The organism is Nocardia sp. NRRL WC-3656 (genome assembly GCF_000720265.1).
Classification (GTDB): domain Bacteria; phylum Actinomycetota; class Actinomycetes; order Mycobacteriales; family Mycobacteriaceae; genus Nocardia; species Nocardia nova.
The window spans coordinates 29,585-48,922 of the sequence record NZ_JOJF01000011.1 but is presented as its reverse complement, the minus strand read 5'-3'; the positions used below and the strand labels follow the sequence as shown (position 1 = coordinate 48,922).

20 protein-coding genes are annotated in these 19,338 nt (G+C 68.7%); 7 read left to right on the top strand and 13 right to left on the bottom strand.

Features of this window, described 5'->3' with window-relative positions:
• Nucleotides 1-122: 122 nt before the first annotated feature.
• Complete coding sequence (locus IG65_RS0116510; RefSeq protein ID WP_030515815.1) at nt 123-1,157, top strand: Gfo/Idh/MocA family oxidoreductase; 1,035 nt, start codon at nt 123-125, stop codon at nt 1,155-1,157.
• Nucleotides 1,158-1,164: 7 nt separating this feature from the next.
• Here IG65_RS0116510 and IG65_RS0116505 read toward each other — a convergent pair whose 3' ends face one another.
• Complete coding sequence (locus tag IG65_RS0116505) at nt 1,165-1,962, bottom strand: SAM-dependent methyltransferase (protein ID WP_030515814.1); 798 nt, start codon at nt 1,960-1,962, stop codon at nt 1,165-1,167.
• A gap of 470 nt (nt 1,963-2,432) precedes the next feature.
• Here IG65_RS0116505 and IG65_RS0116500 point away from each other — a divergent pair, with 470 nt between their 5' ends.
• The gene (locus tag IG65_RS0116500; RefSeq protein WP_051756234.1) at nt 2,433-3,929 is read left to right on the top strand and encodes an NAD(P)/FAD-dependent oxidoreductase; all 1,497 of its coding nucleotides are present in this window, start codon (nt 2,433-2,435) and stop codon (nt 3,927-3,929) included.
• A 255-nt stretch (nt 3,930-4,184) separates the two neighbouring features.
• Here the strand turns inward: IG65_RS0116500 and IG65_RS0116495 are convergent, their stop codons facing one another.
• Nucleotides 4,185-4,796 (bottom strand): dihydrofolate reductase family protein, encoded by a 612-nt coding sequence (locus IG65_RS0116495; RefSeq protein ID WP_030515812.1) that lies wholly within the window; start codon nt 4,794-4,796, stop codon nt 4,185-4,187.
• Between the two features lie 339 nt (nt 4,797-5,135).
• On the opposite strand from IG65_RS0116495, the gene IG65_RS0116490 reads away from it, so the two are divergent.
• Nucleotides 5,136-6,389, top strand: a complete 1,254-nt coding sequence (locus tag IG65_RS0116490) for a CdaR family transcriptional regulator (protein WP_231509247.1) — start codon at nt 5,136-5,138, stop codon at nt 6,387-6,389.
• Between the two features lie 8 nt (nt 6,390-6,397).
• Here the strand turns inward: IG65_RS0116490 and IG65_RS0116485 are convergent, their stop codons facing one another.
• Both IG65_RS0116485 and IG65_RS0116480 read right to left on the bottom strand, forming a co-directional pair.
• Complete coding sequence (locus IG65_RS0116485) at nt 6,398-7,585, bottom strand: AI-2E family transporter (RefSeq protein WP_030515810.1); 1,188 nt, start codon at nt 7,583-7,585, stop codon at nt 6,398-6,400.
• Between the two features lie 75 nt (nt 7,586-7,660).
• Nucleotides 7,661-8,683: an alpha/beta hydrolase family protein gene (locus tag IG65_RS0116480; RefSeq protein ID WP_051756317.1), complete on the bottom strand. Its 1,023-nt coding sequence runs from the start codon at nt 8,681-8,683 to the stop codon at nt 7,661-7,663.
• A gap of 323 nt (nt 8,684-9,006) precedes the next feature.
• Here IG65_RS0116480 and IG65_RS0116475 point away from each other — a divergent pair, with 323 nt between their 5' ends.
• Nucleotides 9,007-10,038: an alpha/beta hydrolase family protein gene (locus IG65_RS0116475; protein WP_030515808.1), complete on the top strand. Its 1,032-nt coding sequence runs from the start codon at nt 9,007-9,009 to the stop codon at nt 10,036-10,038.
• A 12-nt stretch (nt 10,039-10,050) separates the two neighbouring features.
• Here the strand turns inward: IG65_RS0116475 and IG65_RS0116470 are convergent, their stop codons facing one another.
• Genes IG65_RS0116470 through IG65_RS0116460 form a run of 4 tightly spaced genes read right to left on the bottom strand, consistent with a single transcriptional unit; the run spans nt 10,051 to nt 12,481 of the window.
• Nucleotides 10,051-10,650: a dihydrofolate reductase family protein gene (locus IG65_RS0116470; RefSeq protein WP_030515807.1), complete on the bottom strand. Its 600-nt coding sequence runs from the start codon at nt 10,648-10,650 to the stop codon at nt 10,051-10,053.
• Nucleotides 10,651-10,674: 24 nt separating this feature from the next.
• Nucleotides 10,675-11,427, bottom strand: a complete 753-nt coding sequence (locus IG65_RS0116465) for an SRPBCC domain-containing protein (RefSeq protein ID WP_255359462.1) — start codon at nt 11,425-11,427, stop codon at nt 10,675-10,677.
• A gap of 20 nt (nt 11,428-11,447) precedes the next feature.
• The gene (locus IG65_RS39590; protein WP_255359463.1) at nt 11,448-11,573 is read right to left on the bottom strand and encodes a hypothetical protein; all 126 of its coding nucleotides are present in this window, start codon (nt 11,571-11,573) and stop codon (nt 11,448-11,450) included.
• Nucleotides 11,570-12,481: an alpha/beta fold hydrolase gene (locus IG65_RS0116460; protein ID WP_030515805.1), complete on the bottom strand. Its 912-nt coding sequence runs from the start codon at nt 12,479-12,481 to the stop codon at nt 11,570-11,572. The genes IG65_RS39590 and IG65_RS0116460 overlap by 4 nt, the downstream gene beginning before the upstream one ends.
• A 103-nt stretch (nt 12,482-12,584) precedes the next feature.
• Between IG65_RS0116460 and IG65_RS0116455 the strand changes: the two genes are divergently transcribed.
• On the top strand, nt 12,585-13,157 hold the full coding sequence (locus IG65_RS0116455) for a TetR/AcrR family transcriptional regulator (protein ID WP_030515804.1): 573 nt from the start codon (nt 12,585-12,587) through the stop codon (nt 13,155-13,157).
• A 171-nt stretch (nt 13,158-13,328) separates the two neighbouring features.
• On the opposite strand, the gene IG65_RS0116450 is transcribed toward IG65_RS0116455, so the two are convergent.
• Nucleotides 13,329-14,195 (bottom strand): alpha/beta fold hydrolase, encoded by an 867-nt coding sequence (locus tag IG65_RS0116450; protein ID WP_030515803.1) that lies wholly within the window; start codon nt 14,193-14,195, stop codon nt 13,329-13,331.
• Nucleotides 14,196-14,199: 4 nt separating this feature from the next.
• On the bottom strand, nt 14,200-14,994 hold the full coding sequence (locus IG65_RS0116445; RefSeq protein ID WP_051756230.1) for a dienelactone hydrolase family protein: 795 nt from the start codon (nt 14,992-14,994) through the stop codon (nt 14,200-14,202).
• A 168-nt stretch (nt 14,995-15,162) separates the two neighbouring features.
• On the opposite strand from IG65_RS0116445, the gene IG65_RS0116440 reads away from it, so the two are divergent.
• Both IG65_RS0116440 and IG65_RS0116435 read left to right on the top strand, forming a co-directional pair.
• The gene (locus tag IG65_RS0116440; RefSeq protein ID WP_030515801.1) at nt 15,163-16,143 is read left to right on the top strand and encodes a YafY family protein; all 981 of its coding nucleotides are present in this window, start codon (nt 15,163-15,165) and stop codon (nt 16,141-16,143) included.
• 57 nt (nt 16,144-16,200) lie between these two features.
• Nucleotides 16,201-16,827 (top strand): hypothetical protein, encoded by a 627-nt coding sequence (locus IG65_RS0116435; protein ID WP_030515800.1) that lies wholly within the window; start codon nt 16,201-16,203, stop codon nt 16,825-16,827.
• Nucleotides 16,828-16,876: 49 nt separating this feature from the next.
• Here the strand turns inward: IG65_RS0116435 and IG65_RS0116430 are convergent, their stop codons facing one another.
• From IG65_RS0116430 to IG65_RS0116420, 3 genes are all read right to left on the bottom strand, one after another.
• Nucleotides 16,877-17,869 carry a M56 family metallopeptidase gene (locus IG65_RS0116430; RefSeq protein ID WP_051756228.1) on the bottom strand — a complete coding sequence of 331 codons (993 nt, stop codon included), beginning with the start codon at nt 17,867-17,869 and terminating at the stop codon, nt 16,877-16,879.
• Nucleotides 17,866-18,264 carry a BlaI/MecI/CopY family transcriptional regulator gene (locus tag IG65_RS0116425; protein ID WP_030515798.1) on the bottom strand — a complete coding sequence of 133 codons (399 nt, stop codon included), beginning with the start codon at nt 18,262-18,264 and terminating at the stop codon, nt 17,866-17,868. The genes IG65_RS0116430 and IG65_RS0116425 overlap by 4 nt, the downstream gene beginning before the upstream one ends.
• A gap of 107 nt (nt 18,265-18,371) precedes the next feature.
• Nucleotides 18,372-19,118 (bottom strand): hypothetical protein, encoded by a 747-nt coding sequence (locus IG65_RS0116420; protein ID WP_030515797.1) that lies wholly within the window; start codon nt 19,116-19,118, stop codon nt 18,372-18,374.
• Between the last annotated feature and the right edge of the window lie 220 nt (nt 19,119-19,338).

Below are 19,338 nucleotides of genomic sequence, written 5' to 3'. Positions count from 1 at the left end.
GGGCCGGCGTCACCGCGCCGGAGTAGGCGGGCGTGTTGTGATGGACGCGGGCCGGCCCGGCGTCGGCCACGCGCGGGCGTGAGCGTCGGTCCGCGCGGCGGAAGTCGAATCGAGGAGCGGCGATGGCGCAGGTGAATGTGGCGGTGATCGGATACGGATTGTCCGGAGCGGTCTTTCACGCTCCCCTGATCGCCGCCGACCCTCGGCTCCGGATGGCCGCGGTGGTGACCTCCTCGCCGGAACGAGCCGACCAGGCGCGCACCGACCACCCCGGCGTGCGGGTATTCGCAACGGCCGACGAATTGTTCGGCGCCGCAACGGAAATCGATCTCGTTGTGATCGCGAGCCCCAACCGCACCCACGGACCACTGACGCTGCGGGCCGTGGCGGCCGGGCTGCCGGTAGTGGTCGACAAACCCTTCGCCCTGACCGCCGTCGAGGGCGAGGCGATGATCGAGGCCGCTCGGCGGGCCGGCGTCATGCTGACGGTCTTTCAGAATCGGCGCTGGGACAGCGACTTTCGCACGGTGCGCCGGCTGATGGCCGACGGTGCGCTGGGCGAGGTGCGCCGCTTCGAATCCCGCTTCGAACGCTGGCGCCCGCACATCAAGGGCGGGTGGCGAGAGGTCGGTGGCGCCGACGAAGGCGCCGGCATCCTCTACGACCTCGGCAGTCACCTGATCGACCAGGCGCTCGACCTGTTCGGCCCGGTCGAGGACGTCTACTGTGAGCTCGACGCCCGCCGTCCCGGTGTGCTGGCCGACGACGATGCCTTCGTGGCGCTCACCCATGCCTCGGGTGTGCGGTCGCATCTATGGATGAGTGCCGTTGCGCCACAGCTGGGCCCGCGCTTGCGGGTGCTCGGCTCCGAGGCCGCGTATGTGTGTTACGGACTGGATCCGCAGGAGGCGGCACTGCGAGCCGGTCGTCGTCCCGGCGACGGACAGCCGTGGGGGAGTGTCGATCCCGTCGACTGGGGCCAGCTCGGCGCCGAAGGCGATCTGCGCCTGACCCCCAGCGAACCCGGCGCCTATCCGGATTTCTACGCCGGGATCGCCGCCGCCCTGCTGGACGGCGGCGAACCGCCGGTGGACCCCGCCGATGCCGTGGCGGCCCTGCGCGTCATCGAGCGGGCGCGCACGGTGGCGGCTCGATGAACGCCCGTCAGGGTTTGCGGGCGACGCCGCCGTAGGCGGCGATGTCGGCGGTGCGGCCGACCTCACGGGAATCGGGCTGCCACTGTGTGATGCAGGTGAAGCCGGGATCGACGAGCTCGAGTCCGTCGAAGGCCGCGGCGATTTCGGCGCGCGTGCGCGGATAATACGGCGTACCACCGGTTTTCGCGTATTCGGCGCACAGGTCGACATACGGTTGGCTGTCGTCGGTGCCGTCCCAGAGCACCAGATAACTACCGGACGGCACCGCCGCCAGCACCGTGCGAACGATGCGCAGCATGTCGTCGTAGCTGCGGGCGTGACCGAGCACGCCCATGAACATGACGGCCACCGGCTCCTGCAGATTCAGGATGGCGTGCGCCTCGGCGATGATCTTCTCCGGCTCGTGGAAATCGGCGTTGACGTAGGTCGTCACACCCTCCGGAGTGGTGCTGGTCAGCAGCGCGCGAGCGTGGGCGAGGACCAGTGGATCGTGGTCGACGTAGACCACCTTGGCATCGGGAGCGACGCTCTGGGCCACCTCGTGGGTGTTCTGCATCGTCGGCAAACCGGTACCGATATCGAGGAATTGCCGGATTCCGGCCTCGCCGGCCAGATGGCGCACCGCCCGGATCAGGAATTGCCGCGACTGCACCGCCATGGTCGCGATATCCGGATCGATCTGCAGACTCGCCTCACCGACGGCGCGATCGACCTCGTAATTGTCCTTGCCGCCCATCCAGAAATTCCAGATGCGCGCCGAGTGCGGAATATCGGTGCGGATCTGCGCCGGATCGTCGATGGCCATATGTGCTGAGCTCCCCGTAGGTGTGGGCGCCGCCGAACCGCGCGGCATCTCGTCGGTGCGAACTACGCGATTATAAACCTCCGTGATGCGGTTGTGCCGGAATATGTTGCAGGGCCGAGATATTCGTACCGGCAGTGGGGCGGCGCGTGTGCGGCGCGGGCGACCATGTGCGACGGCTCGTGTGCGGCAACGTCGTTCGCGGAGAACTCGACAGCCACAGTTGGTTAGCTGAGAATGTGCTAGTCGGCTCGGTTTATCGGTGGCGACTGTCGAGGGGTATGTCTGACACCCGCCTTTGGGTAGGTGGAAGTCTGGCGCGCCGCAACACTAATCAAGCGTCCAATCTGGAACGTTGTCCATATCGACACTCGAGTTCGGCGGCTGCCATTCCATCGGCGCGATCGGGCATTTAGGTATTCAGCCCCTCGGCACGTAAGGTTGCCGATCGGTTACTGAGTATCTCGTCTCACATGGAGGTGGTAGAGGGCTTGCACAGCACAGTGGTCGTCGTCGGGTCCGGATTCGGGGGGATCGGCATGGGAACGGCGCTACGGCGCGCGGGGATGGACGATTTCGTCATCCTGGAGGAATCGCCCGAATTGGGGGGCGTGTGGCGAGACAACACCTATCCGGGATGTAGCTGTGATGTACCGGCGCACCTGTATTCGTTCTCGTTCGCGCCGTACCGCAGTACCGGCATCCGATTCCCGGGGCGCCGCCGGACCTTGGAATATCTGCGGGCCGTCGCCGGCGCGGAAGGGCTACCCGGCCATCTGTACACCGACACCGCCGTCACCGAGGCGACCTACTCGGAATCGGGTTCGTGCTGGGAACTGCGGGCCGCGAACGGGCTTCGGTTCACTGCCGATGTCGTGGTCTTCGCCGTCGGTCAACTGCATCGGCCGAACATTCCGGAGATCCCGGGCCGCGACGAATTCGGCGGCGCGTCGTTCCACACCGCCGACTGGGATCATGCGGCCGAGCTGCGCGGGCGGCGGATCGCCCTCATCGGCACCGGATCCAGTGCGGCACAATGCCTGCCGACGTTGGCCGACACGGCCGCGTCCGTGCGGATATTCCAGCGCACTCCGCAGTGGATCCTTCCCAAACCGGCCGCCGAATTCGGCCCGGTGAAGCGAGCGGCGCTACGGCTGCCCGGGGCGCAGCGCGCCTACCGCTGGGGTCTGCACCAGGCCGCCGACTCGCTGCTGGCGCCGATCATGCACCGACGCTGGCCCGCCCGGCCCGCGGAATGGATTGCGCGGCAGTACCTTCGGCGCACTGTTGCCGATCCGGTGCTGCGGGGCCGACTCACCCCGGACTATCCGATCGGCGCCAAACGCATTGTCTTCGACAGCCACTTCTATCGCACGCTGGGTCGCGACAACGTGGAACTGACCACCTCGGCGATCGCCCGCATCACCCGCGACGGCGTCGTGACCGCCGACGGCGGGCGCTACGACGCCGATGTCATCGTCTACGCGACAGGATTCCGTGCCGCCGAATTCCTGGCCCCGATCACCGTGCGCGGCCGTGGTGGACAGTCTCTGCAGGACCGATGGCGTTCGGGCGCTGACGCTTTCATGGGCCTGGCGGTGCCGGGATTTCCCAATGCGTTCCTCATCGCCGGACCCAACTCGTTCACTCCGGCGGGCAGCAATCCGGCGATGAAGGAGCATCAGATCGCCTACATCATGCGCTGCCTGCGCTGGCGCGACGAGATCGGTGCGGCGGCGATCGAGGTGCGGGCCGACGCGATGGCGGCGTATCGAGCATGGCTGGCGGACGCGCTCGCGACCACGGTGTGGTCGGCGGATGTGCCCAGTTGGTACACCCACGACAGCGGCGCGATCACCAACCCCTGGCCCGCCTCCGTGCGCACCTACGCCCGGATGCTGCGTCGCCCGCCGGCGTCGAGCTTCGCACCGGTGCACCACACGGCCGCCGCCGAAACGGTCGGAGCCTGACCCTGCTCGTCCGAGAGGACCGCCCGGCGCGAAAGCCATTGCGCCGGGCGGTCTTCCGGTCAGGCCACGGTGGCGTCGAGTTCGACCTCGAAGATCCTTTCGGTAGCGGGTCACGACCACTCATCGGCAGCGGAAAGCGCTGTGCTGCTGCCGGTTTCGCAGGATGTCGAACGCCGTACCGAAACGGTAGGTCGCCGGGTCGCGCCGTCGCGCCCGTCGGGTGACGCAATCGGTGTACGTCACCCGGTCGCCTGCTCAGTCCTCGTCGTGGGCCAGATGTTGTTTGGCCTGGTCGTAGTCGCCCTCGAGGTGGTGTCCGGGTCCGTAGACGAGATGGACGACGCCGGTGCGGAAGGCGGTCGAGCGAAGCAGGGTCAGCGGGAGAGTGGCCTCGGCGTCGTCGAACAGGCGCATGCCGGACCGCACCGCGATCGGGTGCACCAGCAGATGCAGTTCGTCGAGCAGTCCCGCGCCGAGCAGTGCCCGCACCACCGAGACCGAGCCGGAGATGGCGATATCACCGCCGGATTCCCGCTTCAGTGCCGTCACCCCGGCGATCAGATCACCCTGCAGCACTTCGGAATTGCGCCAGGTGAAGTTGTGCTCGCTGTGTGACACCACGATCTTGCGGGCGTCGCCCAGCTTGCGGCCGAACTCCGCGTCGGGTCCACCCGCGGCTTCGCGTTCGGGCCAGGCGCCGGCGAAGCTGTCGTAGGTCTTGCGCCCCAGCAGCAGCGTGTCGGCACTGCCGAGCTGGGCATCGACCGCCGCGCCCATCTCCTCGTTGTAATAGGGGAAGTGCCAGTCCTGCGGATTCTCGACGACACCGTCGAGAGCGATGAACAAGCCGGCCGTGATCGTGCGCATGATGTCTCCTGGATCCGATAAGTCCTGTTGCACGATCCGACGACGCGAGCGCGCGGAAGTCATCGGTGCCGGCGACGATCTCCGGCGGCGCGAGTGTGGCGACGGGAGTGGAGCAAAAAGTGAGCGGTTCCCCATATTTTGTCGCCAAATGTGCAGATCCGCTCGCGCAGTCACCGATTCGAGCAGGTCAGAGGCTATGTGGAGGGGTGTCGAAAATGTCCAAAACGGAGTAGAAGGTGAGCGGGGGCTCGCATTACCGTTCCATCAGGTAACACCTACGGCCGGTGATCGGGCGGTGTCGATATCGCCTGGTCACCGATCCGTGACAAGGAGGTCAGAGTGACTACAGCAAGCACAGTCGGTGCTGAGCGCGCGATGTCCGGCCGCGCCACCTCGCTGTCCATGCGGGACGCGCAGGCCATGTCCCGTGAACTGGTCCTGCACCTCGGCGGATCCGTGGCGCCCTTCACTACCCTGCCCGCCGATGTGATGTCCGGTGAGGTGTCGGCCGTCGCGCGGATCTGCGTGGAATGGTCGATCCGCCGGGTCAACGGCGGGGATCTTCCCGAACGCACCGATCGGCTGCGGGCCGCGGCCGCGCGCTGGTGCCGCGCCGGCATCCCGATCGAGGTGGTCGTGCACGCGGTCCACGAGGGATTCAAGGCCGGACTGGACCTGCTGTTCGCCCGGGCCAAGGCCAGCGATGCCGAACTCGTTGTCCGGGGCACCGCCACCGCGCTGGAACTGCTGGACCTGATCACAGCGACCGTCAGCAAGGCCTACGTCCAGGAGCGCCGCGCCGACGCCGTCGAACACCACACCGCCGTGCACACCCTCACCTCGGCGTTGCTCGGCGGGCACGCCACCACGAAGCTGGCGCGCGAATGCGGGATCCGGATCGCCGAGCGGTATCACGTTCTCGCCCTGTGGATTCCGCCGCATCCCGACGAAACGCATCCGCGGCTGGACCGGAACGTGGTCGCGCGCCGAAAACTGCGGCGGGTGCAGGCCGCGCTGGCGAAACTGCTGCGCGATCAGCCGCTGGCGATGCTCTCGGTCGACGGCGGCACAGTGCTCATCCCCGAAACCGCCTGCATGGACACGGAATTGGACGATCTGCTCACCAGGCTGTCCGAGCTGGCCGGCGTGCCGCTGACCGCCGCGGTGGTGGGCGCCGCCGCGGCCGACGTCCCGGCCGCGGCGCAGCAGGCGCACGACCTGCTCGACACGGTGCGCCGGCTCGGACGCGGTCCCGGAGTACATCGCTTCGCCGAACTCGCGCTGCAGTATCAGCTCACCCGGCCCGGCATCGGCCGCGACATCCTCGACGCCCGCCTGGCACCCCTGGACGACCACCCCGAGCTGCTGGAAACGCTGCACGTCTTCTTCAACACCGACCTCAACCGGCAGCGCGCCGCGCGGCAATTGTGCATCCACCCGAACACCATCGATTACCGGCTGCGCCGCATCGGCCAGTTGACCGGCTTCGATCCGTCCCGCACCACCGGATTGTGGTATTTGCGTTCGGCATTGATCGCCCGGCTCAGCATCGGCGACCACGATGCGTCCACGCCGGTGCGCCGGCCCGCCTGATCCGGGCCTTACGCGCCGGAACCGGCCGGTGGCAGCTCGGTGGTGCCGTCCAGGTGCGGGTAGACCACCTCCTGCACGATGAGCAGCACCGCGGCAGCACACGGAATCGCCAGCAGCGCGCCGAGGATGCCGAGCAGCGCGCCGCCCAGAATGATCGCCACCACCGTGACCACCGCCGGCACCCGGACGGTGCGGTCCATGATGCGCGGGACAAGCAGGTAGTCCTCCAGCAGCCGCATCGCGAGGAAGAATCCGGCCGTGGCGATGCTGACCGGCAGCGAGACGGTCAGCGCGACGGCGGTGATGATCAACCCGGCCACCGTCGAGCCGATCAGCGGCACCAGGTCCAGCAAAGCCACCAGCACCGAGAGGATCAGCGGGTACGGCACCGAGAACACGGTCAGCCAGACGAACGTGGCAATCGCGGTGATCAGCGAGATCAGCAGATTGCCCAGGACGTATCCGCCGACCTTGGCGAAGATGGCGTCGCCGAGCAGGATCGCGCGGGGGCGGCGCGACTGCGGGAAGAACCGGTACAGGCTGTGCCGGATACGCGGGAAATTCGCCGAGAAGTAAATGGTCAGCACCGCCACGATCAACGCGCTGGCCAAGACGCCGAAGACGCGCTCACCGGCGCCGAGCAGACCGTGGCGCAGCTCGGGGTTGTCGGTGAGGCCGTGTTCGAGTTCCTGATCCAGGTGCAGACGCTGCGACCACGATCGGATCAGCGGGTACTGGTTCTCCAGGTCGTGCAGCCGGTCGGAGGCGTGGTCGACCAGATCGCCGCCCTGGGTGACGAGCGGTGTGATCGCCGCGGCCAGGAATCCGGCGACGAGCAGTGTGGTACAGCCGAATACGACGGCGACGGCGGCCCAGCGCGGCAGCCGGCGCCGATTCAGCCAGGCAACCAGCGGCTCGATCCCGATCGCCAGGAACAGCGCGACGCCCACCAGCACGAGGGCCTGTCGTGCGGTCGCCAGCATGTCCACGATGCCGATTGCGAGGAGGACGCCGAGGCCGCCGGTCACGCCGATCACGAACGGGGAATTGCGGTCGAACCGCGGGCCCGGCCGCCCGTGCGGGTGCTGCGCGCCGGCCGACTCGGAGGCCGCGCGTTCGGCTGCCGCGATCGGCTCCGGGACCGACGGCTCGCCCTGCGGGCCGCGTTCGGCGTCCGAATCGGCGGAACTACCCATTCTTGGCAGCGTAGCGCCCGCGCGCCGTGCTCGGGCCGGACCAGGGCGGCGGGTCCGCGCCGAACTCGGGTGGGCTCACTGTCCCAGTGCCCGAGCGAACACCGGCCAGCTCCGGTGCAGGTCCTCCTGCCAGTAGCCCCAGGAATGCGTGCCGGTGGGGCGCATGTCGAAGGTGGCGGGAATGGCGAGCTCGGTGAGCCTGGTGCGGAGTTCGCGGGTGCAGCGGACCGCGCCGGTTTCCAGGGCGCCGCCGACGAGGATCTGATCGGCCAATTTCGCTGGGCTGGAACGGATTCCGGGACCATCGAGGGTGTCGAGCGGTCCGGGCAGCCCGGTGCCGGTGGAGACGTAGACCGCGGTGCCGCGCAAGCGGTCCGCGTGCAGGTAGGGGTCGTTGGCCGCCCAGGCCGGGTCCGTCGGCGGGCCCCACATGTTCACGGTGTTGCCCCTCCCGCCGCCCACGACCGCGTCGACGATGAGCTGACCGGGCGGATCGCTGGTGCGCGCGCAGCCCGAGTACGACCCGATCGCCTTGTACAAGCCCGGTGCGGCCAGTGCCAGCTGAAAGACCGAGGTCCCCGCCATCGATATTCCGATGATCGCGTTCCTGCCGTTTCCGCCGAAGCCGGAATCGATGATCGGTGGTAGTTCCTCGGTCAGAAACGTCGTCCACCGCTGCCTGCCCAGCACCGGATCGTCGGCGCGCCAATCGGTGAAGTAACTGCTGGCACCGCCGAACGGCACCACCACGGTGACCTGTTTGTCGGCGAAGAACTGCGCGATATCGGTCCGGTTGATCCAGTTTCCGTCGGCGCCGCCGTCGATGCCGTTCAACAGGTATACCGTGGGTGCCGGCCGCGAGCGGTCCGGCGCCGGAAGTACTTCCAGCCGGATCGGAATGTTCATCGCCGCGGAGTGGACGGTCACCGTGAGAGCGCGTGATGAACCGGGCGTGGCCGTCGTCAGGACGGACCCGTCGGCGGAGGGACGGGCATCCGTCAGGGCCTGGGTGGCCGAAACCGAGGCGGGCACAGGCGAATCGGGTGCGGTGGCAGGCGGTTGGGCGGTGGCTGAACCGCAGGCGAGTCCGGCCGTCATCGACAGCGCTGCGGCGAGCCGCAGCGAAATGCGGCCGATGCCCTGCAACACACCAGAATTCCCATGCAACACAGCAGAATTCACGCGCCGCCTTTCCTGGGTCCGAAACCGTGGAACCGCCGGCGCCGACGATAGGCCGCCGCGGTGCAACCCGGCAATCGCCGCGTGCCGGCTTTGGCCCGTATGCCAGCGCGGACGCGCCCGGTCTGGTAATGGCCACAAATTCCGCGCTATCGGGTGCCGGGGCAGGGGCCGGCGTCGTTGACTGTGGTCGGCCGTCGGGGAGTCGTGCCGCGAACACATGTCGAGATCGGAGTGCGAGGATGGTCAGCCGTCCGCCGAGAATGCACATCGCCCGTGCCGTCGCCGTGCTGTCGGCCGTGATCACCGTGGCGGCGGCGATCACCGCCTCGAACGAGCGCGCGACCGCCGATCCCGCCGAGGCCGGCGCACCCGACGGTTCGCACATCAGCGATATCCACCGGCGCGACGACCGGATCCTCGATATCGGCGTGTACTCGGCGGCCATGCGCAATGTGACTCGCGTGCAACTGATTCGCGCCGCCGACCCGGACCGGCCGGCGCCGACGCTGTATCTGCTCAACGGTGCCAACGGCGGGATCAGCGACGGCAGCTGGGCCGATCGCACCGATATCGCCGCGTTCTTCGCCGACAAGCAGGTCAACGTGGTGGTGCCGTTCGGCGGTGCCAGCAGCTATTTCACCGATTGGCGCGCCGACGATCCGGTGCTGGGCCGGCAGCGGTGGCGCACCTTCCTGACCAAGGAATTGCCGCCGATCATCGATTCCGGTTTCGGCGGTACCGGGGTGAACGCGATCGCCGGAATATCGATGGCGGGGACCTCGGTCTTCCAGCTGGCACTGGCCGCGCCGGGTTTGTACAAGGCGGTGGGCTCGTACTCCGGATGTGTGCGCACCAGCGACCCGCAGGGGCAGTTGATCGTCGACGCCGTGGTCGGAAATCGGATGGGGAACACCGTGAACATGTGGGGGCCGCCGACGGACCCGGCGTGGGCGGCCAACGACCCCTACCTGCACGCGGATCGCTTGCGCGGCACCGCGATCTACGTCTCCACCGGCACCGGAATGCCGGGACCGCTCGACACTTTCCAGGGCGCACACGGTGACGCGACGCAGCTCGCCTATCAACTCGTTTTCGGTGCGGCACTCGAAGGCGTCACGAATCTCTGCACCCACCAGTTGCACGACCGCCTGCAGCAACTCGGCGTGCCCGCGACCTTCGATTTCCGGCCGACCGGCACCCACTCCTGGGGCTACTGGCAGGAGGACCTGCACACCTCGTGGCCACTGTTCGCCGACGCCCTCGGTGCGTGAGAGCTGCCCGAGTCAGCGCACGCGATCGTAGACGACGGCCATCTCGCCCAGCTCGCCCGTTTCCTGGTGGGAGAGTGACCATGTCGTCGCCGGCAGGCCGTCGTCGAACAGGCGCGGTCCGCCACCGGCGATCTCGGGGCAGACGATGAGGTAGAGGCGGTCGAGCAGATCGGCGGCGAGCAGGTCCTTGATGATGCTCGCGCTGCTGTTGACCAGGATGTCGCCGGTGCCGGTGCCGCGCAGGTCGGCGATCACGTCGGCGGCCGGGGCGTTCACGATGCGGGTGCGGTCCCAGGGTGCGTCGGTCAGCGTCCGGGACAGCACCACCTTCTCCGTATCGACCAGCCACTTCGCATATCCGCGGTCGCGCGGGTCGGCGGTGTCGTCGGCGGCGACCGAGGGCCAGAAGCCGAGGAAACCCTCCGCGTTGAGCCGGCCGAGCACCGCCGTTGTGGCGTTCTCCCGCATCCGGGTGAGGTGGTCGCGCGCGACCTCGGTGGTCGCATAGCGAACGATGGGGCCCATATCGGCCGGGCCGCCGGGTCCGCGGTACCGGCCGTCGAGGGTGATGCTGAGGTTGGCGGTCACTCTGCGGGCATGCGTGTCGCTCATGGTGGGCTCCTTTGTTTCGTCTGGTTATTCGGTGGACGTGGATGCGCCGACGGCGTCGGCGAGGTTGTCGAGGACTGCGGCCCAACCGGTTTCGATTCCGGCGATGAAGGCGGCCGCGTCGACGGTCGTGTCGGTGATGGTCGATGCCAGGTGCAGCCGGGTGCCTTCGGCCGTCTCGGTGAGGGTGAGGGTGTAGCGGCCGGTGAAAGCCACCGCGCCCGCGTCGTCCAGGACGGACAGTTCGAAGACGAGGCGTTCGTTCTTCTCCGCCGCCAGCACGTGCCCCTGTGAGCGATACCGCTGCCCCTCGGGGTCTCGATAGTCCAGGACGGCCCGGCCGCCGGCTGCGGGTTCGAGCACGCATTCGGTGATGCGCATCGGCGCGGGCGCCCACCAGGCCGCCAGCAGGTCCGGATCGACCCAGTGCCGCCACACGGCGCTAGGCGGCGCGGCCACCGTGCGCTCGAAGCTGAACGTCCGCCCGTCCGCCCACCGATCATGGTGCGCCGCAGCGGTTTCCGCGTCGATCGCCGCGCGGTAGCGGGCAACCACGTCCCGCTCGCCGGCATGCGCCTCGGCCGTCTCCACAACCTCGCGCAGCCGCCGAGTCAGCTCGTGCAGCGGCCCCGCCTCGAGGGCGTACACCCGTCGTTGCCCCAACGGAAAGACGGTGACCACCCCCGCCCGAGCCAGCGTCTGCAGATGTTTGGTCGTCTGCGGCTGCCGCAACCCGGTCGCCTCCGCCAACTCCCCGACCGAGCGAGGTCGCTCGGCCAGCAGTTCGACGAGAAGATGACTCAGATTGTCCGCGCCTGCTGGATCTGCTCGACGTGTCCCTGCTCGCGGCCGGACGTCTCGCTGCCGACGCGGTTGCCCACCTCGGCGCCAGCGACGGCGGGTGGGATCAGCGCGACAGGCGTCACTTGTGGTCGATCCGTCCGATCGGGTCGGCGGTTCCAGCCAGCTCGACCTGCACCTTTTCCCATGCGGCAGTGTCAATTCCGAGGGCGCTGCGCAGATAGGCCCAGGCGGCCTCGCGGATCAGGGCGACGCGTTCGGAGCTTTCGTCGGTGGTGTCCGCGGCGTTGTAGGCGTGAATTCCGCCGAGCGCGTGTTCGCCCCCGAACACGGTGAGCAGGCTCTGTGCGCCGGGGCTGTGGGTGTACACATCGGTGAACCAGTCGGGTCCGCGGGTCGAGAGCTGGGATTGATCGTGATCACCCGCGACCACCAGCACCGGTGTGGCCAGACCGTCGAAGTCCGGGTTCATGAAGGAAAAGTTCGCCACGGCGAACGGGGTCAGATCGTCCCCGCCCAGGCCGGCAGTCGCAAGCAACACACCGGCTTTCACGCGGGGGTCGGTCATATCGGGACCGGGCTGACCGTCCGCGCCGAGGACGCGAGCACCGAGCAACATACTCACGGTCTGCCCGCCCCAGGAGTGCCCCGCGACGGCGATCCGCTCACGATCGATGCGCTCACCGAGCCCCGGAACCGCGGCGCAGACCTGATCGAGGTCGTCGAGTACCCGTACGACGTCGGTGACGCGGATGCGCCAGATATCCGGGTACCGCGGATCGTCGGCAGTAACGCCGAGCGTCCGCGCATCCAGGAACGTCGGCTGCACAACGACGAATCCATTGGCGGCCCAGTGGTCGACGAGCGGGTCGTAGGAGGACATGGACTGGCCGAAGCCGTGGGCGAGGACGACGATCGGCAGGCCGGATCCGCAGACAGGCGCGGACACGCGGACCTGCAGGTCGACGCCGCGCTCGGGCGCGGACAGCGTGACGGGCTTGATGCTGACGATCGGGGTGGTTGGTGCGGACATGGGAAATTCCCTTCGGGGACGATAAACTCGTAATCGGAGCGTTGTTCCGAATATACGGAGCGATGTTCCGATTAGCAAGTACTGCCGGAGGAAGGAGCAACGGGTGAGTGAGCCGTCACCGACGACCGCGAAACGTGCCGATGCCCAACGCAATGCGAAAGCGCTGCTCGACGCCGCAGCCGCGGTCTTCCGCACCGACGGAGTAGACGCTCCGGTGCGCCGCATCGCCGCCGAGGCCGGGGTCGGCATGGGCACGATCTACCGGCACTTCCCCACGCGCGCAGACCTTGTCGCGGCCGTCTACCGTCATCAGATCGACGCCTGCGCCGAGGCCGGCCCCGCTCTCCTCGCGACAGCTTCCTCACCCTTCGCAGCCTTGCGCCGATGGGTGGACCTCTTCGCAGACTTCCTGGCGACCAAACACGGACTCGCCGCCGCGATGCGCAGCGACCCCGACGGCATCACCGCCCTGCACGCGCTGTTCCTGGACCGTCTGGTGCCCGTCTTCGAGAACCTCCTCACCGCCGCCCGCGGCGCGGGCGAGGTCACCACAGATTTCACCGCCTACCAACTGATGCGCGCCATTGGCGACATCTGCGCGGGCGCCGAGATGACCGACCCGAACTACGACCCCCGCCTCACCCTCCGCTTGCTACTCGACGGCTGCCGAAGATAGGACCGACCACACGTCGCACGCCGCCGATCGAGCACCGCCGAGGGTTCGCGCTCATCGGCAGGAGCGGTCATTCAGCTCGATCGCCGACCGGGTGCTAGAGCGCAGTAACCGGCCGCAGATGGGGAGCCGCAACAGGCCGTCGTAAAGCGCTCGCCGTGAACGGTTTCCGGATCAGCGGTGGGCGTCGAGTACCTCTCGCAACCGCTTCGCGAAAGCCTCGGGCTGACCCGCATAGCTGGCATCGCCGCCGACGAAACCGCTGTGGTGGCTGGGGAAAACGGTCGGCTCTTGTCCGAGGAGGGCGGCTGTTGCCGCTGCGGTGCGGGCGGTCAGTCCGCCTGCCGACTCCTCGCCGACCGCGATGAGGATGTGGGTGGGGGCCGCCGTCAGGGCGGCGGCGTCGGGTACGTAGCCGCTGACCGCCCAGGAGCGGTCCGAGACCAGGGGATCGTCGCGGGAACCGTCGTCTTCGGTGGGCATGCCGAACTGCGCCGGGTCGGGGGTGGGCAGGGCGAAGAATTCGTCGGTGAATTCGCCCTGCCACGATGCCATCGCGATGAAGGCGGCCATCGCCGCGCCGAATCCCTTGGCCTCGTACACATCTCGTACGGCGATCTGTGCCCGGCGGGCCGCTTCCGCATCGGGCAGCACCGGCAGGATCGGCGGTTCGTGCGCGACGAGTGTGGTCACGTCGCCGGGGTGCGCGGCCACCAGGGCCAGTGCGGTCACGGCCCCGCCGCTGCTGGCGAAGATCTCCACCGGACCGCCGACCTGCTCGATGAGGGCGTGCAGATCCTCGGCCTGCACGACGGGCGAATGGTCGACCCGCCCGTCCTTGCGCACGCTGCGCCCCAGTCCGCGCGGGTCGTAGGTGATCACGGTGCGGTCGGGGAAGTAGGTGGCCAGGGTCGCGAAACCGTCGGCCGTCATCGGCTGGCCGACCATGAGCAGCGGCGCGCGCCCGTCGGCGGTGGGCAGCGGACCGCGGACGTCGTAGGTGAGATCGGCCTCGGGGGTACTGAGGATCTGTGTCTGCATGCTCCTAGGACGAGGCGCGCGCCGGAAATTCATCGGTCACCGAACCCAATTTCGCGGCGAACAGCTCGGTCACGCGCTGCCAGGAATCGGCCGCGGCCGCCGCGTCGTGCACCGGCCGCCCCGGGAAGAAGTAGGCGTGCTGTGCACCGGGGTAGACGACCAGTTCGTACTCCGCACCCGCCTGCGAGAGCGCGGCGTCGATTGCCGTGCGTTGCTCGGCGTCGATCACGTGGTCACGTTCGGCCAGCAGGATCAGCAGGCGGGTGCCGCGTTCGGGGATCGACGATGTGTAGGACAGCAGCGGATCCGGGATGCTCAGCGCGGTACCGGCCACCGGCAGCCAGCCGGGGTAGAAGATCGCCGCGGCGGCCAGATCCAGCCGGGTCGCGGCGAAGTAGGTGATGTGACCGCCGAGGCTGAATCCGAGAGCGCCGGTGGTGTCGCTGCCGTCGCCCTGCTCGCGGGCGAAGTCCACGGCCGCACGCAGATCGGCCTCCACGCCGTCGCGGGTGAGCGTGCCGAGCAGCTCGAAGGCCCGCGCCCGGTTCTCGTCGGATTCGGTGAGGCCGGTGGCGGTCTCGGGTCCGCATCGGTGATACAGATTCGCGACCACCGCCACATATCCCAGCGCGGCCACCCGGTCGGCCACCGCCCGCACTTCGGCTGTCAGACCCCACAATTCGGCGCCGACCAGCACCACGGGTAACCGGCCGCCGCGCACCGGCCGCGCCAGATATACCGTCATCGGTGAACCGTCCACCTCGACCTCGGCATGCCGGCCCACGAGTTCCTCGGTCATTCCCGCCTCCACTGTGTCACGACCTGCCGATCAGGTTGCGGCACAGGCATTCTGCCGCAGACCGGTCGCTGTCCCCAGCGCTGAACCGGCGACGTGGCGGATCACGCGCTCGGCGAGCGTCGCGCATAACGGTCGGAAACTGTCCTAGTTCCGGGTCAGAATGACGTGGTGACCGATACGACGCAGCGCCTGCTCACCCTGCTGTCGCTACTGCAGACACCGCGCGAGTGGTCGGGCAGCGAGCTGGCGCAGCGGCTGGGTGTCAGTCCCCGGACCGTGCGCCGCGATATCGATCGGCTGCGCGAACTCGACTATCCGGTTCAGGCGACGATGGGGGTATACGGCGGATATCGGCTGGCCGCGGGGACGGCGATGCCGCCGCTGCTGCTCGACGACCACGAGGCGGTGTCGACCGCGATCGGGCTGCGGACCGTCGCCGCGCATGCGCTGCCCGGTGCGGACGAGGCGGCGGTGCGAGCGCTCGCCAAACTCGAGCAGGTGTTGCCGACCCGGCTGCGGAGCCGGGTGCGCTCGGTGAGCGCCGCCACCGAAACCCTTGCCCCAGCATCGGATTCGCCGGTCGACACCGGGATACTGACGGTGCTGGCGGCCGCGATCGGCGGGCGGGAGCAACTGCGGTTCGGCTACCGCTCGAGCGCCGGTGCGCGGACCCGGCGACTGGTCGACCCGCATCGTTTGGTGGCTGCGGGACAGCGCTGGTATCTGGTCGCCTTCGATCGCGAGCGCGACGATTGGCGGATCTTCCGGATCGACCGGATCGAGAATCCGCAGCCGATCGGCTTGCGCACCGAGGCACGGCAATTGCCCGCCGAGGATGCGGCCACCTATGTGCGCGATTCGTTGTATTCGCTCACACCGGTGTACCGCGCGGAGGTCACCGTGTTCGCCCCGGCGGACGATATCCGCGCGTCCGCGGCTGCGCTCGGCGAGGTCGAGGACGTCGACGACCACACCTGCCGGCTGCGCACCGAGGCCGACACGATGCAGTGGCTGGTCTTCCGGCTGCTGCGGCTCGGTTGCGACTTCCGTATCGACTCGCCGCCCGAGGTCGCCGACCACGTCCGCGAACTCGCCGCCCGATTGCAGCGCGCCGCACCTGCGCACTCGGGGATGAAAAAGCTACGGTGACAGGATATATCGCAATTTCTCAGCAAGCTGTACCGGAATATTCGAGGAGAACTGGTTATGCGTCGACTGAGTGTCACCCATCGTCTCACCGCGGCAGCGGCGGCAGCAGCGGCGGCGGCCGCGGTGTTCGCCGGTCCCGTCGCGGCGGAACCGGCTGCCGTGGACTGGTCCGCGGCGACCGCCCATCTGCGCGCGGCGGCGGCCGGGAATCCGGCGGCCGAACAGGCGATCGATCGGCTGCTCGCCGCGGGACCGACCGTCGAGCAGGCGGCGCTGCCCGCCCAGCCGTTCCAGATTCCCGCCCAATCCGACATCGGGCGCGGCACCGGCCCGGGCGTCTACGGGTCGGGAATCGCGTTGAACTACGACGGTTTCCGCCTCGGCTTCTTCGGCGGGCCGGGCACCATCGCCCCGAATCAGGGCGGGGCGAATCTGCAGGTCGTCTGGTACAACCTGTCGAACGGGCGCAGCGGCACCCAAACGCTGATCGAACACAACGACGTGCCGGTGGACACCACCATCCGCACCCCTGTCTTCGATCCGGGGTCGGGGATGGTGGTGGCCGCGGTGTACGGGACGCTGTGGCACCGGTGGCCGGTTCCGGTTTCCGACGCCAACCCCGACGGTTTCCAGTACCAGCTGGCCACCATCTCCGTCCCGTCGTTCGGCGCCGTTTACAACTGAACGACCCTGCGCGGGGACCGGTTTCGAATGGGCTGGTCCCCGCTCCGTGTCAGTGGACGAAGGGCAGACAGCCTGCCATCCCGAAATGCACCAGCAGATATCCGGAGGCCGGCACCACGGCGACCGCTGTTGCGAACAGCGCGAGCGGAATTCCGCGGCGGGCGCGCCTCGTACGCGACTCGGAGCGCACCAGCCGATGCACCCGGTCGGCGACGGCGAGTGTGCTCGTGCCCAGCGCCGTATCCGGGAGGAGCGCGCCGATCTCGGCGTCCCCGGTGGCTCCGGACAGCGTGAGCAGTGCGGTGAGAACGGCTGTGCGGCTGTGGCGACCGGCCGCGCGGTCGTCGGCGCACATTTCCAGCAGCTGGGCGATGCGGTCGTCGGCGGCGGCGAACAAAGGAATGCGCGGCAGGGTGGTGGTCAGCGCGCGGGTCGACGCCCGGATCAGATGGTGGCGCCCGGCCAGATGCGCGTCCTCGTGGGCGAGTACCGCAGCCAGCTGCGGCCGATCCAGCGCGGCCACCGCGGCGCTGGTCACCACCACTGTCCCGGGTCGCCCCGCGACACAGTAGGCCGCCCGCTGCGGCGCATCGATGACCACCGCCGCGGCCGCGCCGGCGTCGTCGAGTCGCCGCCCGACCAGCGAGGCCGAGCGGGCGTGCCGGGCGCTGCTGCGTCCCGCGCGCACCACCGCACCGATCACCCGCACGCCGCGCACCACGACGAATCCGATCAGCGTGAGGGCCGAGATCAGCGCGGCGAACTGCGCGATCGGACCGTGGCTGCCGTCGGCGGTGGCGTGTATGGCGACCCAGCAGTCGTCGAACAGGTGGGCCATCGGCAGATCCCAGGTGTGGGCGACCTGCACGGTCAGGGCCACTGCGGCGGCCGCCCACACGCCGAGGACGGCGGCGATCGCGGTGAGCCAGGCCAGCACTCCGAGGGCGGGGACGCTGCCGTGCGCGGTGAGCCGGGTCAGGATCGGCGGGCCGAGAACGCAGACCAGTGCCGAATAACCCAGCAGGCACAGCGCGAGGGTCACTCGGCGACCTCGGTACCCGGCTGCTCGGTGTGGGCATTGCGGGTTTTCGCGCGGCGCAGCACCTTGCGCAGCGCGGCGGTGTCGTCGTCGGAGATCTGCTCGACGAAATGGGCGAGCACCAGATCGGAGCGGCCGCCGCCGAGCGCCTCGCGCATCAGCTGGGCGCTGTACTGTTCGCGGCTCAGGCGCGCTCGATAGCGATAGGCCTTGCCGTCGCGTTCGCGTTCCAGCCAGCCCTTGCGGTGCAGATTGTCCATGGTGGTCATGACCGTGGTGTAGGCGATTTCCCGGCTGCGCAGCAGGTCCTCGAACACGGTCCGCACGGTGATGGTGTCGGGAGCGGACCAGATGCGGTCCATCACCACCGCCTCCAGATCCCCGAAACGATGTGCCATCGCACCTCTCCACCATCGACTACGTACCGGGATAGTACCCATTCCCGGCCCTCGGGAACGGCTGTGGCCCCGCCGGAACGACGGGGCCACAGGGTGGGAGAGCCGACTCAGGAGGCGGCCGGAGCAGGTGCGTTGAGGGTGTTGTACATCTGCACCGCGCTCGCGATACCGACCGGCACGCCGAGGATGGCGGCGCCGATCAGCGGACCCACGGTGGCACCGAGTCCGGCGCCGACCAGGCAGCCGGCCGCGCCGCTGCCGAGGAAGAACTCCGGCACCAGGGCGAAGCCGATCGTCGCGCCGAGCACGCAGCCGGTGATGCCGCCCACCGCGCCGCCGGCGAGGCTGCCGATACCGGTCGCCAGCCCGAACTGGGTGGCGGCCACGCTCAGGGCGGAGTTGAACTCGTCCTGGGTGTAGATCGGCTGGGCGGAGGTGACCGGTTGTTCGACGGCGGCCGACTGGGGCGCCGGCTGCTCGGCGGCCGCCTGCTGGGTCTCCGGCAGCGAGGCGGGTGCGGTGGCGGCCTGTTCGGCCTTGGGCGAGGTGGCCAGGGCGGTACCGGCGACCAGGGCGCCGTTGCCGTCCTTGACCTGGAACTGGGTGCCCACCGTGGTGAGTGAGCCCAGTCCGGTCTGAATGCTGACCGAGCCGTCCTGCGTGTTGCTGGTGTAGCGCACGCCCGGAAGGATGTCGGTGGTCAGTGTGAACGGGTCGGCGGCGATCGGTGCGCCGGCGGCGGGGGCCGCGGGCGTGCCGGTGGCGGCGTTGGCAGTGGTGGCGGTGGTGGCTACGGCACCGGTCACCATCAAAGCTATGGTCGCGCCGGAGACCAAACGGGTGGTCTTGTTCATCGGATCCTCATCGTGGTCGATCGGATAAGGCGGCGAGCGATCGGGAATTCCAGGGGGAGAATTGCCGAATTATCCGCTGCCGGTGCGAAATCCGGATTATCCGGATCGCGCGAACTGAGATTAACGAGTGCCAACCCGGCGTAAAGGTGCGACGCAGAAACGTTTACGGTTGAGAAATGTTGCTAACCAAGCAGATACAGCTGCGTAATAAGCATTTAAC

What these genes read in the sequence shown, in the direction of transcription:
- IG65_RS0116420 (WP_030515797.1), bottom strand. Translation starts at nt 19,118, where the DNA reads ATGAACAAGACCACCCGTTTGGTCTCCGGCGCGACCATAGCTTTGATG.
- IG65_RS0116495 (WP_030515812.1), bottom strand. Translation starts at nt 4,796, where the DNA reads ATGCGCACGATCACGGCCGGCTTGTTCATCGCTCTCGACGGTGTCGTC.
- IG65_RS0116475 (WP_030515808.1), top strand. Translation starts at nt 9,007, where the DNA reads ATGGTCAGCCGTCCGCCGAGAATGCACATCGCCCGTGCCGTCGCCGTG.
- IG65_RS0116460 (WP_030515805.1), bottom strand. Translation starts at nt 12,481, where the DNA reads ATGTCCGCACCAACCACCCCGATCGTCAGCATCAAGCCCGTCACGCTG.
- IG65_RS0116505 (WP_030515814.1), bottom strand. Translation starts at nt 1,962, where the DNA reads ATGGCCATCGACGATCCGGCGCAGATCCGCACCGATATTCCGCACTCG.
- IG65_RS0116425 (WP_030515798.1), bottom strand. Translation starts at nt 18,264, where the DNA reads ATGGCACATCGTTTCGGGGATCTGGAGGCGGTGGTGATGGACCGCATC.
- IG65_RS0116510 (WP_030515815.1), top strand. Translation starts at nt 123, where the DNA reads ATGGCGCAGGTGAATGTGGCGGTGATCGGATACGGATTGTCCGGAGCG.
- IG65_RS0116450 (WP_030515803.1), bottom strand. Translation starts at nt 14,195, where the DNA reads ATGCAGACACAGATCCTCAGTACCCCCGAGGCCGATCTCACCTACGAC.
- IG65_RS0116480 (WP_051756317.1), bottom strand. Translation starts at nt 8,683, where the DNA reads ATGACGGCCGGACTCGCCTGCGGTTCAGCCACCGCCCAACCGCCTGCC.
- IG65_RS0116435 (WP_030515800.1), top strand. Translation starts at nt 16,201, where the DNA reads ATGCGTCGACTGAGTGTCACCCATCGTCTCACCGCGGCAGCGGCGGCA.
- IG65_RS0116470 (WP_030515807.1), bottom strand. Translation starts at nt 10,650, where the DNA reads ATGAGCGACACGCATGCCCGCAGAGTGACCGCCAACCTCAGCATCACC.
- IG65_RS0116445 (WP_051756230.1), bottom strand. Translation starts at nt 14,994, where the DNA reads ATGACCGAGGAACTCGTGGGCCGGCATGCCGAGGTCGAGGTGGACGGT.
- IG65_RS0116500 (WP_051756234.1), top strand. Translation starts at nt 2,433, where the DNA reads ATGGAGGTGGTAGAGGGCTTGCACAGCACAGTGGTCGTCGTCGGGTCC.
- IG65_RS0116485 (WP_030515810.1), bottom strand. Translation starts at nt 7,585, where the DNA reads ATGGGTAGTTCCGCCGATTCGGACGCCGAACGCGGCCCGCAGGGCGAG.